General features: G+C 73.1%; 16 protein-coding genes and 2 tRNA genes. 5 read left to right on the forward strand and 13 right to left on the reverse strand.

The annotated features are described in order from the left end of the window. Positions 1 to 125 precede the first annotated feature (125 nt). From BLW04_RS27790 to BLW04_RS22805, 3 genes are all read right to left on the reverse strand, one after another. Entirely contained in the window at positions 126 to 380 is a 255-nt protein-coding gene (locus BLW04_RS27790; protein WP_217631214.1) for a hypothetical protein, read from the reverse strand. Positions 381 to 720: 340 nt separating this feature from the next. Continuing rightward, on the reverse strand, positions 721 to 2,601 hold the full coding sequence (locus tag BLW04_RS22800) for a hypothetical protein (protein WP_091547780.1): 1,881 nt from the start codon (positions 2,599 to 2,601) through the stop codon (positions 721 to 723). A 130-nt stretch (positions 2,602 to 2,731) separates the two neighbouring features. Next, entirely contained in the window at positions 2,732 to 3,943 is a 1,212-nt protein-coding gene (locus tag BLW04_RS22805; protein ID WP_091547781.1) for a hypothetical protein, read from the reverse strand. A gap of 167 nt (positions 3,944 to 4,110) precedes the next feature. Between BLW04_RS22805 and orn the strand changes: the two genes are divergently transcribed. Both orn and BLW04_RS22815 read left to right on the forward strand, forming a co-directional pair. Further along, on the forward strand, positions 4,111 to 4,791 hold the full coding sequence (gene orn, locus BLW04_RS22810) for an oligoribonuclease (RefSeq protein WP_091547782.1): 681 nt from the start codon (positions 4,111 to 4,113) through the stop codon (positions 4,789 to 4,791). 63 nt (positions 4,792 to 4,854) lie between these two features. Then, a tRNA-His gene (locus tag BLW04_RS22815) sits at positions 4,855 to 4,930 on the forward strand. Here the strand turns inward: BLW04_RS22815 and BLW04_RS27795 are convergent. The 8 genes from BLW04_RS27795 to BLW04_RS22850 all read right to left on the reverse strand — a co-directional run bounded on the left by BLW04_RS27795 (position 4,909) and on the right by BLW04_RS22850 (position 9,642). Then, positions 4,909 to 5,259, reverse strand: coding sequence for a hypothetical protein (locus tag BLW04_RS27795; protein WP_217631215.1), 351 nt, complete (start codon positions 5,257 to 5,259; stop codon positions 4,909 to 4,911). The genes BLW04_RS22815 and BLW04_RS27795 overlap by 22 nt on opposite strands. Further along, the gene (locus tag BLW04_RS22820; protein WP_217631216.1) at positions 5,232 to 5,690 is read right to left on the reverse strand and encodes a ZIP family metal transporter; all 459 of its coding nucleotides are present in this window, start codon (positions 5,688 to 5,690) and stop codon (positions 5,232 to 5,234) included. The genes BLW04_RS27795 and BLW04_RS22820 overlap by 28 nt, the downstream gene beginning before the upstream one ends. 290 nt (positions 5,691 to 5,980) lie before the next feature. Further along, entirely contained in the window at positions 5,981 to 6,220 is a 240-nt protein-coding gene (locus BLW04_RS22825) for an SHOCT domain-containing protein (RefSeq protein ID WP_091547783.1), read from the reverse strand. Between the two features lie 81 nt (positions 6,221 to 6,301). Next, positions 6,302 to 6,508, reverse strand: coding sequence for a hypothetical protein (locus tag BLW04_RS22830; RefSeq protein ID WP_091547784.1), 207 nt, complete (start codon positions 6,506 to 6,508; stop codon positions 6,302 to 6,304). Between the two features lie 243 nt (positions 6,509 to 6,751). Then, positions 6,752 to 7,195, reverse strand: a complete 444-nt coding sequence (locus BLW04_RS22835; protein ID WP_254781900.1) for a TlpA family protein disulfide reductase — start codon at positions 7,193 to 7,195, stop codon at positions 6,752 to 6,754. 146 nt (positions 7,196 to 7,341) lie between these two features. Further along, positions 7,342 to 8,253: a F510_1955 family glycosylhydrolase gene (locus BLW04_RS22840; RefSeq protein WP_139306976.1), complete on the reverse strand. Its 912-nt coding sequence runs from the start codon at positions 8,251 to 8,253 to the stop codon at positions 7,342 to 7,344. 64 nt (positions 8,254 to 8,317) lie between these two features. Beyond that, a complete protein-coding gene (locus BLW04_RS22845) occupies positions 8,318 to 9,277 on the reverse strand; it encodes a M56 family metallopeptidase (RefSeq protein WP_091547785.1) in 960 nt (319 codons plus the stop codon). After that, a complete protein-coding gene (locus BLW04_RS22850) occupies positions 9,274 to 9,642 on the reverse strand; it encodes a BlaI/MecI/CopY family transcriptional regulator (protein WP_175484232.1) in 369 nt (122 codons plus the stop codon). The genes BLW04_RS22845 and BLW04_RS22850 overlap by 4 nt, the downstream gene beginning before the upstream one ends. A 334-nt stretch (positions 9,643 to 9,976) precedes the next feature. On the opposite strand from BLW04_RS22850, the gene BLW04_RS22855 reads away from it, so the two are divergent. Further along, positions 9,977 to 10,573 carry a TlpA family protein disulfide reductase gene (locus BLW04_RS22855; protein ID WP_091547786.1) on the forward strand — a complete coding sequence of 199 codons (597 nt, stop codon included), beginning with the start codon at positions 9,977 to 9,979 and terminating at the stop codon, positions 10,571 to 10,573. Then, positions 10,570 to 11,454 (forward strand): cytochrome c biogenesis CcdA family protein, encoded by an 885-nt coding sequence (locus tag BLW04_RS22860; protein ID WP_091547787.1) that lies wholly within the window; start codon positions 10,570 to 10,572, stop codon positions 11,452 to 11,454. The genes BLW04_RS22855 and BLW04_RS22860 overlap by 4 nt, the downstream gene beginning before the upstream one ends. A gap of 319 nt (positions 11,455 to 11,773) precedes the next feature. On the opposite strand, the gene BLW04_RS22865 is transcribed toward BLW04_RS22860, so the two are convergent. Further along, on the reverse strand, positions 11,774 to 12,967 hold the full coding sequence (locus BLW04_RS22865; RefSeq protein ID WP_091547788.1) for a L,D-transpeptidase: 1,194 nt from the start codon (positions 12,965 to 12,967) through the stop codon (positions 11,774 to 11,776). Between the two features lie 198 nt (positions 12,968 to 13,165). On the opposite strand from BLW04_RS22865, the gene BLW04_RS22870 reads away from it, so the two are divergent. Continuing rightward, positions 13,166 to 13,238 (forward strand) — tRNA-Lys (locus BLW04_RS22870). A gap of 325 nt (positions 13,239 to 13,563) precedes the next feature. Here BLW04_RS22870 and BLW04_RS22875 read toward each other — a convergent pair. After that, positions 13,564 to 13,868: transposase (locus tag BLW04_RS22875; RefSeq protein WP_139306977.1), on the reverse strand; the 305-nt coding region annotated here is incomplete at its 5' end.

Below are 13,868 nucleotides of genomic sequence, written 5' to 3' on the forward strand. Positions count from 1 at the left end.
GGCCCTGATGACCGCCGGCAGGCAGCACCGGCTGGATCAACTCCCACAACTCGTCCGGGATCTCGTCGGTACGCAACATTCGTCCAGCGTCGCCCACCAACCCGCCAATCTTTGGCAGACACGCTCTAGTCGCGGGCCCGGCCGCGGCGGCGCTCCCGTCCGGTCCGCCGTCCGGGTCCCGGGCCGGGCGGGGCGGTCTCCGCCGCCCAGTGCGCCGGTCGGGCCCCCCAGCCGGAGATCGTCGTACCGGGGGCCAGCGCGGCGTCGAGGTCGCCCTCCAGCGGGGACCCGGCGACCCGGGCGCGGGCCTCGGTCAGATGCCAACGCAGCTCGTGCAGCTGCCGCATCACCCCGAAGGCGTCGAACATGGCGGCCGCCATCTCGGGGCCCTCCCGCCAGTCCCGGCCGGCGAACGTGCCCTGGGTGACCTGCTGACCGGCGCCGAAACAGTCGAAGACCGTGCACCCGGGAAGCCGCGCTCGCGCAGCCGGTCGTGGATGCCGCAGCGGGAGTCGACCTGCAGATGGGGGCAGGGCCGGCCGGCCGGCTTGTCCAGGGCGAAGTCGGCGGAGGCGGCAAACGCCGGGGCCACGCAGCACAGCCCGACGCACCGGGCACAGTCGGCCCGCAGGTCCGCTCGGGCATCGTCCGGCCCGTCCGGTCGCACGCCGAGCACCCGGTCCACCGGCCGGGAGACGCCGCCGGCGTCGCTCGCGCCGGTCAGTCGCCCGCGCTGCCGGGCACGTCAGCCGTCGGCAGGGTCAAAGCGTTGCTGGCGAGCACGTTCAGCTCCGCCGAGGTGCCCGGCCCCGCCCCGGCCCAGGATGCCTCCACGATCGTGACCGCGGTGGCCGCGCGGGAACTGGCGTACTGCGCGTTGGTCAGCCGGTCCGGTGCGCCGGCGTAGCTGACGTCCTCGCGGAGCAGGTCATTGACGTTGCCGGTGCCGTCGCCGTCGGTCAGCGTGATCAGCGCCTGGGCGGCGGCGTCGTCGGGCATCACGACCCGGGACAGCGAGACGACGGCCGGCTGCCCGGCCACCTCTGCCGACCACAGCGCCCGGGACAGCCCGACGCAGTCCCGGCCGGCGAAGAAGCCGGCCACGGACCCGTACGCGTGGTCGGCGCAGGAATCGTCGACCACGCCCGCCTGCATCGTGTATGTGACCCCGTCGACCTGCACGTTCGTGCCCGTGGAGGGGCCGGTGGCTGTTCCGGGAGCCGCCGTGGAGGTCGATGCGGAGGGTGTCGTGCCACCGTCGTCCGAGCTGCCGCCGGGCAGGAGCAGCCAGCCCCCCACCCCGAGGACGACGACCGCCACGAGCGCCGCCGCCACCATGAGCGCGGCCCGTCGCCGGGAGCCCATTGCCTCCGGCGGGGGTGCCGCCGCCTGGGCCGTCGGGGTCGCCCAGCCGCCGTCCCACCCGGAGGAACCGCCCCAGCTGGTCGACCCGGAGGACGACGTCGCCGGCTGGGGCGGGACGGGCTGCTCCAGCTGCCGGGTGGTGGGAGCCGGCTCGCCGAACAGCCCGCCGAGCCCGCCGGTGTCGTCGGGCTTCGCGCGCGGCCCGGCCATCGGCTGCTGCGAGGGGCGGCCGGGCTGCCGGTCGGCCTCGGCGGGGGCCGGCTCGCTGGGCAACGCGATCGTGTCGCGCACCGGCCCGCGCAGCGCGTCGGGGACGGCGCTCCGCTGGACGGGTGTGGGCACCAGCGGCTGAGCCGCGGGCAGCGTAGCCGGCTGGCCAGCGCCTGCCTCGGCGGCCTCCTGCGCCTGGACCGCGGCGGCCGCCACGCGCGCCGCCGCAGCGGGGTCGACCAATGGCCCGGCGGCGGCCACCCGGTTCCCCGGGGTGAAGGGCACGTGGCCGGCGGTGGGGCCGGACGCGGTCGGCAACGCGGCCCCGCGCGCCGAGGGCAGGTTCATCGGCTCGATCAGCTCGCGCCGGCGCAGCACGTACGGCGAGTAGGGGAACCCCTCGCCGTTGAGCTCCTCCACCGCCGGGCTGCGCCCGACGACACCGAGGGCCTCGATGCCGGCTCGCACGTCGGCCGTCGTCCACAGCCGCGGGTTGTCGGTGCCGGCGTAGCGGCTGGCCCGGGCGACGCCGAGCAGCAACGAGCGGGGCTCGAGCACCGCGACCTGGTCGCCGTCCCCGAGGTCGCCGTCGGCGGGCAGCAGGCCGGTGATCGCTCCGGTCAGCACGGTGAGCCGGGCGATCCGGCCCGGTTCGAGACCGGCGCGGCGCAGGGTGACGACGGCGTCCATGCCCGCACGCATCAGTCCCTCGAGCGGGTTGGAGCCCCCGCCGGCCAGCTGGAGCACTTCTCCCGGCCCGGCGCCCGGGCCGATGCTCCAGGAGCCGTCCGCCGCGGTGGTCACGACCCCGGACTGGCGGACGACCTCGACGACCCGGAGAACGGCCAAACCCTCGGGCACGAACAGGACGGCGTCGGCCTGCCGGCGCTGCATCGGGCCTTCCACGACCGGCAGGGAGGCCACCACTGCGGCGCGGACCGCCCCGCCGGTGTCCCAGGAGGCGAGCTCCGCGAACAGCGCACGCTCGGCCGCGGTCTCCAGCGGCGTCGGCGTGAGGATCAGCACGGGGGCTCCAGGGGACGAGGCGGGGGCACGGGCTGGGCGGCGGAGGACGGCGCGGACAGGCGGCGGCCCGCGGGGGGCGGCCGGCAGCGGTCGGCACCGACGTTACGTCATCGGAGCGGACATGCCCGGCTCACCGGGCGGGCGCGCCACCGTTCGTCGCCAGCGGCGCTGCCGGGGCGGACGGGACCGCCCCGGGTTCGTCCGCGGCCTGCCAGCGGACGAAGGCCGCGCTGTACACCAGCCGGTCGACGCCGGTCCACAGCAGCACCAGCCCGAGGGCGACCAGTGGTGTGGCGGCCCACCGCCAGGGCGGGATGACGGCGACGGCGTCCTGCACGACCGCGGCCAGCACCACCGCCGCGGTGACCGGGACGGCGGCCAGCCAGCCCGGCACCCGGTGGGTGACGGCGAGGTCCACCCCGACCGCCCCGGCGAGCAGCATCACCGGCAGCACCGAGGGCGGGAAGCCCGCGGTGGTGAGCAGCACCCACGCCACGGCGCGGTACCCGAGGTAGGCGCCGGCAAGCAGCGTCGCCGTCCAGCGTAGGCCGACCGCGCGGCGCGCCACGACCAGCGTCAGCACCCCTGCGCAGACCAGCCAGGCGGGGTGCACCCAGGAGGGCACGGGCAGCATGAACTGCTCCGGCGACTGCCCATGGGCGGCGGCGAAGTCCAGCAGCGAGGGCTCGGCAGTGGTGTGCCCGGCCCGGTAGTCGGCCAGCGAGAGGACGCCGTACTCCTGGTGCTGGTTGGCGAACAGCACGTTCTCCACGAAGAACAGCCACAGGCCCAGGGAGATCAGGTCGCGCAGGCGCCCGGGTGCCGCGTAGAGCCACCAGCCGCGCAGTGCGCCGGCCAGCATGATCGCCGTCCCGAGGTACAGCAGCGCGTGGCTGGGGCTCCAGCTGGTGATGTCCAGCCCGTTGACGCGGTGGTTGATCAGGTCCAGCGGGATGGCGACCAGGAACGTGCCGATCCCCCACTGCATGAGGCGCAGCGCGCGGCGGTCGACGCCGTGCCCGCTGTAGCTGTGGAAGACGACGAGGGCGACCGCGAGGGCGGTGCCGGCGGAGTTGAGCAGGTGCGGCGGGGCGAGGTCGTCGCGCAGCCAGCGGAAGTGCCAGGAGACGTCCCACGAGGAGCCCAGCATCTTGAGGGCAAAGGCCCCGAGCCAGGCGGTGTAGATCCAGCGCAGTTCGGTTTGGGTGGTCGGCCGGCCCGGCCGGCCGGGGGTCAGATAGGTCTGCCCGAGCCAGCGCACCAGTCCGACCGGAGCGCGCAGCCCGGCCCGCAGCGAGGCCGGTGCTGCAGAGTGGGGAGCGGTGGGCGAGGTGGAGGACACGAAGCGACTCCGCTGACGAGGTGGCTGAAGACGAAGCGTAGCCGCGTCGACGCGGCCGGCGAGCCCGCGAACGGCGATGTCGAGAAGCCCGTCCGGACACTGTGCGGGCCCTGTGCAGGGCGACCGCGCGCGGCAGGCGACGCCGCCGGTGCGTAGGGTCGCGGACCGTGGCGGAGAGTGCAGCGCACCACCTGGTCTGGATCGACTGCGAAATGACCGGGCTGGACATCACCCGGGACAAGCTCATCGAGGTGGCCGTCGTGGTCACCGACTCCCAGCTCAACGTCCTGGACCCAGGACTGGACGTGATCATCCACGCCGACGACGCCGACCTCGAGGGCATGGACGACGTGGTCACGGCCATGCACGCCAAGTCCGGGCTGACCGAGGCCGTCCGCGCCTCGACCGTCACTCTCGATGACGCCGCTGAGCAGGTGCTGGCCTACGTGCAGCGCTTCGTGCCCGAGCGGCGCACCGCGCCGCTGTGCGGCAACTCGATCGGCACGGACCGTGGCTTCCTCGCCCGGGACATGCCGGTCCTGGACGACCACCTGCACTACCGGATGATCGACGTGTCCTCGATCAAGGAGCTGGCCCGTCGCTGGTTCCCCCGGGTCTACTTCGCCCAGCCGCCCAAGGGCCTGGCACACCGGGCGCTGGCCGACATCCTGGAGTCGATCCGCGAGCTGGCCTACTACCGGCAGACCCTCTTCGTCCCCGCGCCCGGGCCCTCCAGCGGCGAGGCCCAGCAGGCTTCCGGCAGCGTGGTGGCGGCCTTCGCCGGGCTGCTGGAGGCCGGCGCGGCAGACGACGGACCCGCCGGCACCGAGGCGTCGTCAGGAGCCTGAACCGCTCCGGTATCGTTGTCCGGGTTCGCCGGGCCGGCTCTCGCCAGCTTCCCGGCGCGCATGGTGGGTGTAGCTCAGCTGGTAGAGCGCCAGGTTGTGATCCTGGATGTCGCGGGTTCAAGTCCCGTCACTCACCCCACCGGGAGAGGCCCTGGTCAGGCAACTGACCAGGGCTTTCTCTTCTCGACGCCGCCGGTCCGGCTCGGCTGGGGCGACCGGTGGTTGTCCGGAGGGCGCCACCGTGCCGCTGACCGCCGCGCTGGCGGCCCGGTCACGCTCCTGGGCGCGTGCAGGCGCTCCGTCAGCTGCCGACGTAGACGGAGATCGCGGGAAGACGGTGAAGCCTGCGGTGGAGGAGATCGCGTCCAGCCGCGACGTCTCCCCCTCGTGGGCTTCGCAGATCATCTCCTCGACGACCACCGTCGCCAGCGCGCCGCCGGTCATGACCAGGACCGAGAGGGTGACCATCTCGGGCGCGTCGCGCAGCGCGACGTAACCCAAGGTGGCCTCGACGAGGATCGGTATGGTGAACCCGGCAGCGGCAGCGGCAGCGGCCAGCAGCGGACGACGGCCGCGGCTAAGCGCGGCGCGGCGACTGCGGCGAACCCTTCCGGCAGGTCGGCCGGCACCTGCCCGGTGGCCAGCAGCAACCCCAGCGCCAGGTTCAGAGTCGTTCCGGTGCCGATCATCACGCCGTCGCTGAACAGGTCCAGACTGACCCCGGCAGAGATGGCCAGTGGCCCGCTGGCCTTCTCAGTCAGGTCGGGCCGCGCCTGCACGAGGCCCAGGGTTCGGTCGAGGAGCATGCAGGAACGCGCCGCCGGCGACAGGATCGGTATCCAGGCCGAGGAGGCCTCCAGCGCCTCGGGCATCAGTTCCAGACCGACGACCGCGAGCACGATCCCGGCGGCCAGGTGCCGGGCGACGCACAGCCACAGGGACTACGCGGTGAACCACTCCCGGATCGTCTACGCCTGGGGACCCGGCGGCCGGTCGGTCATCTACACCGGCGGAACGACGCCGGGGCAGTACGCCCAGGACCTCACCCGGCTGGCTACCGCTCCCTGAGGCGGCCGGTCGGCGCGGGGACCATGAGGACCTCAACGCTGCAACCGCATACCGGCACGCAGGACGTTCCCGACCCGCGCGCTGGCCGGGAAGGTGGATCGCGCGTAGGCGCCGCCCGAGGTCAGCCTCCCGACAGATCCCGCTGCATCCGAAGGAACTCCTCACGCTCGATCTCCCCGGCGGCGTAGCGCCGGCGGAGCGCGTCGTCGGGGACGGAGTCCGACCCCTGCCGGTCGGCCTTGAGCTGCTTGACCAGCCAGATGGCGGCCAGCACAGCGAGGACGAGCAGGGCCAGCCCGACCAACGCCCACAGCAGCATCCAGCCGCCCATCATCCCCATCATCGCGCCGTGATGATCCATCGATCATTCCTCTCCCCCGCCAATCGGCTCTCGCGGAGCGCTGGCGGTGCTTGCGATGGGCGTCTCCGTCGGGATACGCCGTCAGTTCTGGCCGGGCACACCCTCGTTCATCAGCTCGTGCATCCGCAGCATGCCGGGACTGCCCTCCCGCATGTGCTCGTGCATCCGCTGCACACCCGGGGTGCCGTCGGGGCGGTCGCCGCCGGTCGCTGGGTGAGCTTGGGCGACTGCTGCCGGGACCGTGACGCCTCCGACAACCAGCGCGACCACCAGGACAGATCGCTTCACCGTGCACTCCTCTGCTCGTCCTGCTCGAGACCACTACTAGTCTCCATAGTACTTGCTCCATGGCGGGCAGCAGGTGCGCAGTGAGCCGCGAGCAAGGACAACCTCAGCCGGCTTCGACCCGATCGTCGTCCTCCGCGCCCGACGTGCGGGGTCGGAGGCTCGCTGCTACGGCCGGGCGTACGGCCGCCTGGAGGCCAGCCCGATGACGTGCCCGCGAGGGTCGCGCAGGTCGCAGGCGTGGGCTCAGGGAACTCCGGACTGGTCCGAGGACAGCAGGTCGTCGATCAGGCGCTGGAGCTCCTCCGGGGTGAGCTGACCCACCGCCCGGTCGACCACGCGTCCGTCGCCGTCGAGGGCGAGGGTCACCGGCAACCCGTGCATGCCCAGCCCCCGCAGCAGCTCACCTTCGCGGTCCACCAGATGGGGGTACCCGATGCCGTGCTCGTCGAGGAACCAGCGGGCGGCTTCAGGGTCGTCCTGGACGTCGACGCCGAGGAAACGGACCTGCTCGCCGGAACGGGCGTGGGCCTCCTGCAGCAGCGGCATCTCTTCCCGACAGGGGCCACACCAGGTCGCCCACAGGTTCAGCAGGGTGGGGCGGCCGGCGAGCCGGTCGAGGGAGACATCCGGGCCGGGACCCAGGCAGGGGAGAGTGAGGGCCGAGAGGGCGTCGACAGGGGGCAGCACGGTCTCCTCGAGCAGCTGCTCGCAGGCTGGCGCGGGTGGCGCCGGCTCGGCTCTGGCCGGCCCGGGCCCCGTCACGCTCGGCTGCGCAGTGGCGCAGCCGGTCAGCAAGGCGGCGGCCACCAGCCCTGCGACCAGCCGCGCCGGCATCACTGTTCCCGGTAGAGGTCGACGAAGTTCGCCCCACCGTCGGTCGAGGCCAGGATGGCCCCCTCGACGGCGACGTAGACGCCCTGGCCGTCCACCGTCAGGGCTTCCGGCGGTCCGCCGACGTCGCCGCGCCTCTCCCACGTGAGCCCGCCGTCCGTGCTGACGTGGACCGTGCCGTCGGGGGCGACGCCGGCGGCGGAACCGCCGTCGAGGGCGATGTCGACCACCACCAGGACGGGGCTGCCCGGAACGCCGGTGAAGTTTTCTCCGGCGTCCTCACTGAGGACCAGGCCCTGCTCGGTGGTGGCCAGTACGCGTCGGGGATCGTTCGGGTCCACCGCCAGATCGGCGATCCGCATCGACCCTCGGTCGGTCCAGTCGACGCCGTCCTCGCTGACCAGTAGCTGGCCACCGCTGTAGCCGTAGATCATCCCGTCGGCGGCGTCGAGCGCGTGGAAGTCGGCCTCGGCCGCCAGCGACAGCGTCGTCCAGGTCTGTCCGCCGTCGGTGGTCTCGATGAGGCCCAGGTCGCCCGGGCCGGGCTGGCCATCCCCGGGGTGACCGCTGGCCAGATAGTGCTCGGGTCCGACAACGGTGAAGCCCATGTAGTCCTGCACCCGGTCGGCGACGCGCGTCAGCTCCCCATCCGGCGAGACGTGGACCAGCCCGTGGTGGGTGCCGGCGTACAGGGCGCCGTCGGCCGGGTCGACGCCGATCCCGTGCACGTGCTCCAGGGAGACGTCCTGTTCGGAGGTCTGCGCCCCGCCGGCCTGTTCAGCCCCGCAACCGGCGAGGAGCAGACCGCCGGCCGCGGCGGCGAGCGCACCGTACCGGCGCCCGGCGGGGCCATGTCGGCGGGACGGCGGACGAGCGGAGTGCGCGGATCGGGTCGGCAGGACAGACAGCAGCATGACTCCCCACAGAGGCCGGACGGAGTTACTAGCCTACATAGTAGACCGCCGGGCGGTGCCGGCCTCAGCTCCAGTCGGCTCCGGGCAGAACACACAGACCACTCGACACCGACGTGGTCAACGGCCAGGCGGCGAGCGCCATCGGCCCGGCCACCACCAGGAGTGCCGCCGCAGTGGCGGCGACCCGGTGCAGGGGCCCGACGGGGTCGCCGGGCGCCAGCAACCGCGTCACCCGACGCGTTTCTGCTCCCTGGGCGGCCGCCAGCGCCGCTGCGGGGGCTTTCATTCCGACGAGGGTGACCAGGGCGGAGGCGACCTCGACCCGGGGCACCCGTCGCGCCGCCGCGTCGTCGGCCAGCAGCTCGACGAGCCGCTCGATCTCGAGCACCGCCCGAGCGAAGAGCGGCAGCCCCGGGAATGCCCGGCTCACGACCCGCGCGGCACCCAGGATCAGGTGATGGCGGCCGCGCAGATGAGCCCGCTCATGGGCCAACACACCGGCGAGCTCGTCGTCGGAGAGCGCCTGGAGGGCCGCGGTGGTGAGCACCACGGTGTGGCGCCGGCCGGGCAGGCAGAAGGCGGCCGCCCGGTCGGAGTCCACGACCACGGCACCCAGTGACGGCTCGGGACGTGCCCCGACCAGGATCGCCGAACGCAGCCTCCGGCGTTCCCGCCCGGTCCGTAGCGCGCTTCCGACGGCCACCCACCCCAGCCGCAGCGTCACCCCGAGGGAGAGCAAGGCCCCGACGAGAACCGTCGGCAGCCGACCCGGCACCTCGTAGGCGCTGGCGATCGTCGCTGCGCAGGCGTCGAGGGCCGCCGCCAGACCCTCGCTGACCGCTGCGGCCGGCACCAGCAGCGTCAGCCCGGCGAGTACGACCGACACCAGTACGCCGACCGATGCCGCCTGCCAGACGACCAGCGCCAGCCGTGGCGCCCGGTCCGACCAGCCCGAGCCGATGGCCCGGGGAGCCAGGACCCCCAGCAGTGCGGCGAAAGTCAGCAGCCCGACGGTGACGATCACGGCGTCTGCGCCTGTCGGGCCGCCTCGACCGCGACGCGCAGGCTGGCCACGGTCTCGGCATCGAGGTCGGCGACGAAGTGCATGAGCACCTCATCGCGGTCGCCGGCCGCGCCCAGGACCGCCTGCAGCAACCCGGCAGAGTGCTCCGCTCGTGTCCGGATGGGGCTGTACCGCCAGGCCCGCCCCTCCATCTGCCGCGACAGTGCCCCCTTGCGGTGCAGGTTGTCCATCACCGTCATCACGGTGGTGTAGGCCAGCGAGCGGGACGCAGCCAGCTCCTCCAGCACCTCGCGGACCGTCGCCGGCGCCCCGCGCTGCCACAGCACCTGCATCACGGTGGCTTCCAACTCGCCGAACGGCCGCACCCGCCACCTCCGAACCCCCCGCGATCCACCGCGTCAGCCGGGTGATCGACCGACCGGACCCGGTCAGACTACTAGGAACGCTAGTGGACAGGGCTCTGCTCGGGCCGCCCCCGAACGACTCACCCCGCCGCGGCCGTGATCCAGGCAACCGGACTCCGTTGGGGCGCCGCCCTCGGCCACCTGTGCTCCTATGTGCCATAGTAGAGACGGAATGGGGCGGCTCCGTCGCGCAGCGACGCCGCCGGCCCCCAGCGCAGTCCGATGCCGGGCCGAGGCGGCCGCTGCCGCCGACGCGGTTTCCGTGAGGCCACGGCCACCACGCAAGGAGACGTCGATGAGCCGGGCGTTCAGCCGCCGAACCGCGCTGCTGGCAGCAGTGGGAGCTGCCTCGACGCTGCTGATCAGTTGCACCGTCGGCGAGGACGCCGCGGCCGGCTCCGCCGGTGGGTACGAGTTCACCGGACCGACCCCGACCGCCACGGTGATCGAGGAGAGTCGGCGGGCCCCGGCCCCGACCTTCTCCGGCGACCTGCTCGACGGCACCCCGTTCGACTCCTCCGCCCTGGCCGGCGAGGTCGCCGTCATCAACTTCTGGGGCTCGTGGTGCACGCCCTGCCGGGTGGAGACCCCGGAGTTCCAGGCCGTCCACGCGGAGGTCGCCGACCGCGGGGTGCAGTTCCTCGGCATCGACGTCGAGGACCAGCGACAACTGGCTATCGCGTTCACGGAAGACCTGGGCGTGGCCTATCCGTCGGTCTTCGATCCCCGCGGTGAGGCGGCGCTGGCCTTCCGCGGGTTCCCGGCCAACGTGGTGCCCACGACGATCTTGCTGGACCGCCGCGGGCAGGTGGCCGCCGTCTACACCGGTCAGGTCCGCGGCGAGGACCTACGTAGGGCCGTTGAACTGCTGCTCGCGGAGACCGCGGCATGAGCGACCTGGGTGCGACCTTCGCCGACATCGTCACCGACGGCTCGCTGCTGCTGGCGATGGCCGTGGCCGCGCTGGCGGGGCTGATCAGCTTTGCGTCCCCCTGCTGCCTGCCCCTGATCCCCGGCTACGTCAGCTACGTGGCCGGCCTAGCCGGATCCGAGGCCGCCGGTTCCGAGGCCGCCGACCGGTCCCGCATCGAGCAGGCCGCCGGCGGCTCCCCGCACGCACCTCCGGCCGGGAACTCCCCGGAGACGACGACTGCGCTGGCGTCGTCCCGCCCGTCCCCGGAGCCCAGCCGCAGGCGCCTCCTCGCCGGATCGCTGCTGTTCATCGCCGGGTTCAGCGCCGTCTTCGTCTCCTTCGGTGCTCTGTTCGGCGGCCTGGGACGGCTGCTGTTGGAGTGGACTCCGTGGCTCACCCGGGTCGCCGGCCTGGTCGTCGTTCTGATGGGGCTGTCCTTCCTCGGCGCGCTTCCCTGGCTGCAACGCGAACGCCGCCTCCACCGCCGGCCCCCGGCCGGCCTGGCCGGCGCTCCGGTCCTCGGCGTCGTCTTCGGGCTGGGCTGGACGCCTTGCCTGGGGCCGACCCTGGCGGCGGTGAACACGCTGGCCTACACGCAGGCCTCGGCTGGCCGGGGCGCCGCCCTGGCCCTGGCCTACTGCGTCGGCCTCGGCGTCCCCTTCGTCCTGGTCGCCCTGGGCGCCCGCCGCGCCCTGTTGTTCTCCGCCCTCGCCCGCCGCCACGCTCCCACCGTCATGCGCGTGGGCGGGGGCTTGCTGATTTTGCTCGGGATCCTGCTGCTGACCGGCTGGTGGGATGCGCTGATCATCTGGTTGCGAGCGTGGCTGGGCGCCACCGGGCTGGGCACTTCTGCCCTGTGACCCCGGGGTGGCGGCGGACCGCCGGACGCGGAAGTACGGGAAGAGCTGCCCACGTGCGACGCCGGTGCGCGGAACGCTGACGGGCGTGCCCGTCGACTCTCCCACCGTCACCGTCCCCCGCGCTGCTGGTGCTGTCGGTGCTCGCCGCGCCGCTGGTCGTCCCGCCGGCGGCGGTGATCTCCGCAGCGCTCGCCGTCTAGGTCAGTGCCGAGGTGGTCGCCGCCCGGCTCACCGCGGGCGCCGACCGGCGGCCCGACCGGGGCATGCGGCTATGAGACGCCGAGACCCGGACGGGTCGCGGCCTCTCGGTGAAGGGCGGTCAGGACAGCGCGCTGCCGGCCTGCCAGTCGTCCCAGTTGATCGCCCAGTCGTAGATGTCGCCATCGACCCGGGAGAGCGTCGGGCCGATGGAGTTGACCACCTCGACGACGTCGCCGGGCTGGGAGAAGCCGAAGAACCACGCTGCCCGGTCGGTCGACAGGTTGACGCAGCCGTGCGACACATTCGATGAGCCCTGCTGGTCGACCGACCACGGTGCGGCGTGCACAAACTCGCCGTTGTTGGAGATGCGGACGGCGTACTCGACGCCGGTCCGGTAGCCACCGGGGGCGTCGACGGCCAGGCCGAAGGTGCTGGAGTCCATGGTGATGTCCCGGTAGGACTCCAGGACGACGTGCGCCCCGTTGCGGGTCGGATTGGCGCTGCTGCCGGCGCTCATCGGGTAGGTCTGCACGACCGTGTCGCCGTCCTTGACCGTCAGTGTGTGGGCCGCAGAGTCGGCGACCGACACGTGCGAGGCGCCGACGTGGAAGGCCACCGTGCGGTCCTTCTTCCCCCAGATGCCGCCGCCGAGGTCGACCCCGTACAGCGCCGCGTCCAAGGTCACGTCGGTGTTCGCCGGCCAGTAGGCGGAGGGCCGGAAGTGGACCTCGCTGTCGCTGAGCCAGTTCCAGGCCCCGTCGGTGGGCGTGGAACTGGTCACCATGAGGTGGCTCTCGACGGCTGCCTTGTCGGTCACCGGCTGGTCGAAGTAGACCCGGATCGGCATGCCCACGCCCACCGTCGTCCCGTCCAGCGGGCCCACCGAGGGGGTGGTGACCGTGTCCGGGGTGACGGTGGTGAACGTGCTCGTCACCGTGGCGACGTTGTCGGTGGCGTTGGCCGCCTCGGCGGTCACCGTGTAGCTGGTGCCGTAGTGCAGTGGCGTCTTCGGCGTCCACACCGAGGTGGCGGGGGCATCGGCGGACGGCGCCACCGCCCCGGAGACCGTCGTCCCGTCGGCCTCGGCCACGGTGACGTCGCCGAGATCCCCCTCGGTGACCGAGACGGTGACCGGCGTGGTGGGCGAGAGGTCGATGCTGCCGTCGGCCGGGGTGAGAGCCACCTGAGCAGGCGAGGAACCCGCCTGCCCAGCCGGGGCGTCCGACCCCTCCGACGACCCGCCGTTGCACCCCGTCAGGAGCGCGAGCACCCCCACGACGAGCACTGCGGCGACCTGCTTCGCCCGCTGCATCCCCACTGCGACCTGCCCCCTGTACCGGCGCGCCCTCCCTCGGGGACCTCCCGACCAGGGGCGCCGCGCCTGCGACCCAGTGTGCACGCTGCAACCGACAGGACGGTCGTGGTCGGCGGCTACCCACCCGAGCCCCCGCCGGAGCGGCCTCCGGCTGCGTGTACAGTCGTGCACCGTCGCCGGCTGCGCCGACGGCAAGCGCCATTAGCTCAATTGGCAGAGCAGCTGACTCTTAATCAGCGGGTTCGGGGTTCGAGTCCCTGATGGCGCACCCCGCAACACCGGGCCTGACCTGCGGATTCACCCCCGCAGGCCCGGCCCGAGCACCCCAGCGGAGGGGTCTCGGTCCGCAAAAAGTCCGCAAAAGTCCGCGACGACACGCCGCCCGGCGTGCGCCGCAGGGCGGACGGATCGCCCGCCAGCGGACCCGATCGGGGCGCCGGACCTCCCTCGATTCCCCGCCGACGGCTCGATTGCGCCGGTCCCAGCACCAGCCGATCGGCCGCTCCAGACGGACCCGCAGCCCCGTGCCGAACCCCGCTGCCCGAACTCCTCGCCTGGTCAGCCGTCCCTCAGAGAGCGTCTTCAAACTGAGTTCACCAGTCGCCCGTCCGAGCGAGGCGACGGGACATCGTCATGATCATCGAGATGTGGATCATGGCTTCGTGGTGGGCTGGGAGCGTCTCGTAGTCCCGGACGCAGCGGCGGTGCTTGCTGATCCAGGCGAAGGTGCGTTCGACGACCCAGCGGCGCGGTACCACGTGGAAGCCGGTGAGGTCATCGGTCCGCTGGACGACCTGCACGGTCATCGACAGCACGGTCTTCGCCCAGGTCACCAGCCGTCCGGCGGAGCCGCCATCGGCCCACACCAGGCTGATCGTGTGAAATCGGGCGCGTAGAT

Source organism: Modestobacter sp. DSM 44400, assembly GCF_900107175.1.
GTDB lineage: Bacteria > Actinomycetota > Actinomycetes > Mycobacteriales > Geodermatophilaceae > Modestobacter.

Coding starts and splice junctions, on each gene's coding strand:
- BLW04_RS22855 (WP_091547786.1), top strand. CDS start 9,977: ATGAGCCGGGCGTTCAGCCGCCGAACCGCGCTGCTGGCAGCAGTGGGA.
- BLW04_RS27790 (WP_217631214.1), bottom strand. CDS start 380: ATGGCGGCCGCCATGTTCGACGCCTTCGGGGTGATGCGGCAGCTGCAC.
- BLW04_RS22860 (WP_091547787.1), top strand. CDS start 10,570: ATGAGCGACCTGGGTGCGACCTTCGCCGACATCGTCACCGACGGCTCG.
- BLW04_RS22825 (WP_091547783.1), bottom strand. CDS start 6,220: ATGGATCATCACGGCGCGATGATGGGGATGATGGGCGGCTGGATGCTG.
- BLW04_RS22840 (WP_139306976.1), bottom strand. CDS start 8,253: ATGCTGCTGTCTGTCCTGCCGACCCGATCCGCGCACTCCGCTCGTCCG.
- BLW04_RS27795 (WP_217631215.1), bottom strand. CDS start 5,259: ATGGTCACCCTCTCGGTCCTGGTCATGACCGGCGGCGCGCTGGCGACG.
- BLW04_RS22865 (WP_091547788.1), bottom strand. CDS start 12,967: ATGCAGCGGGCGAAGCAGGTCGCCGCAGTGCTCGTCGTGGGGGTGCTC.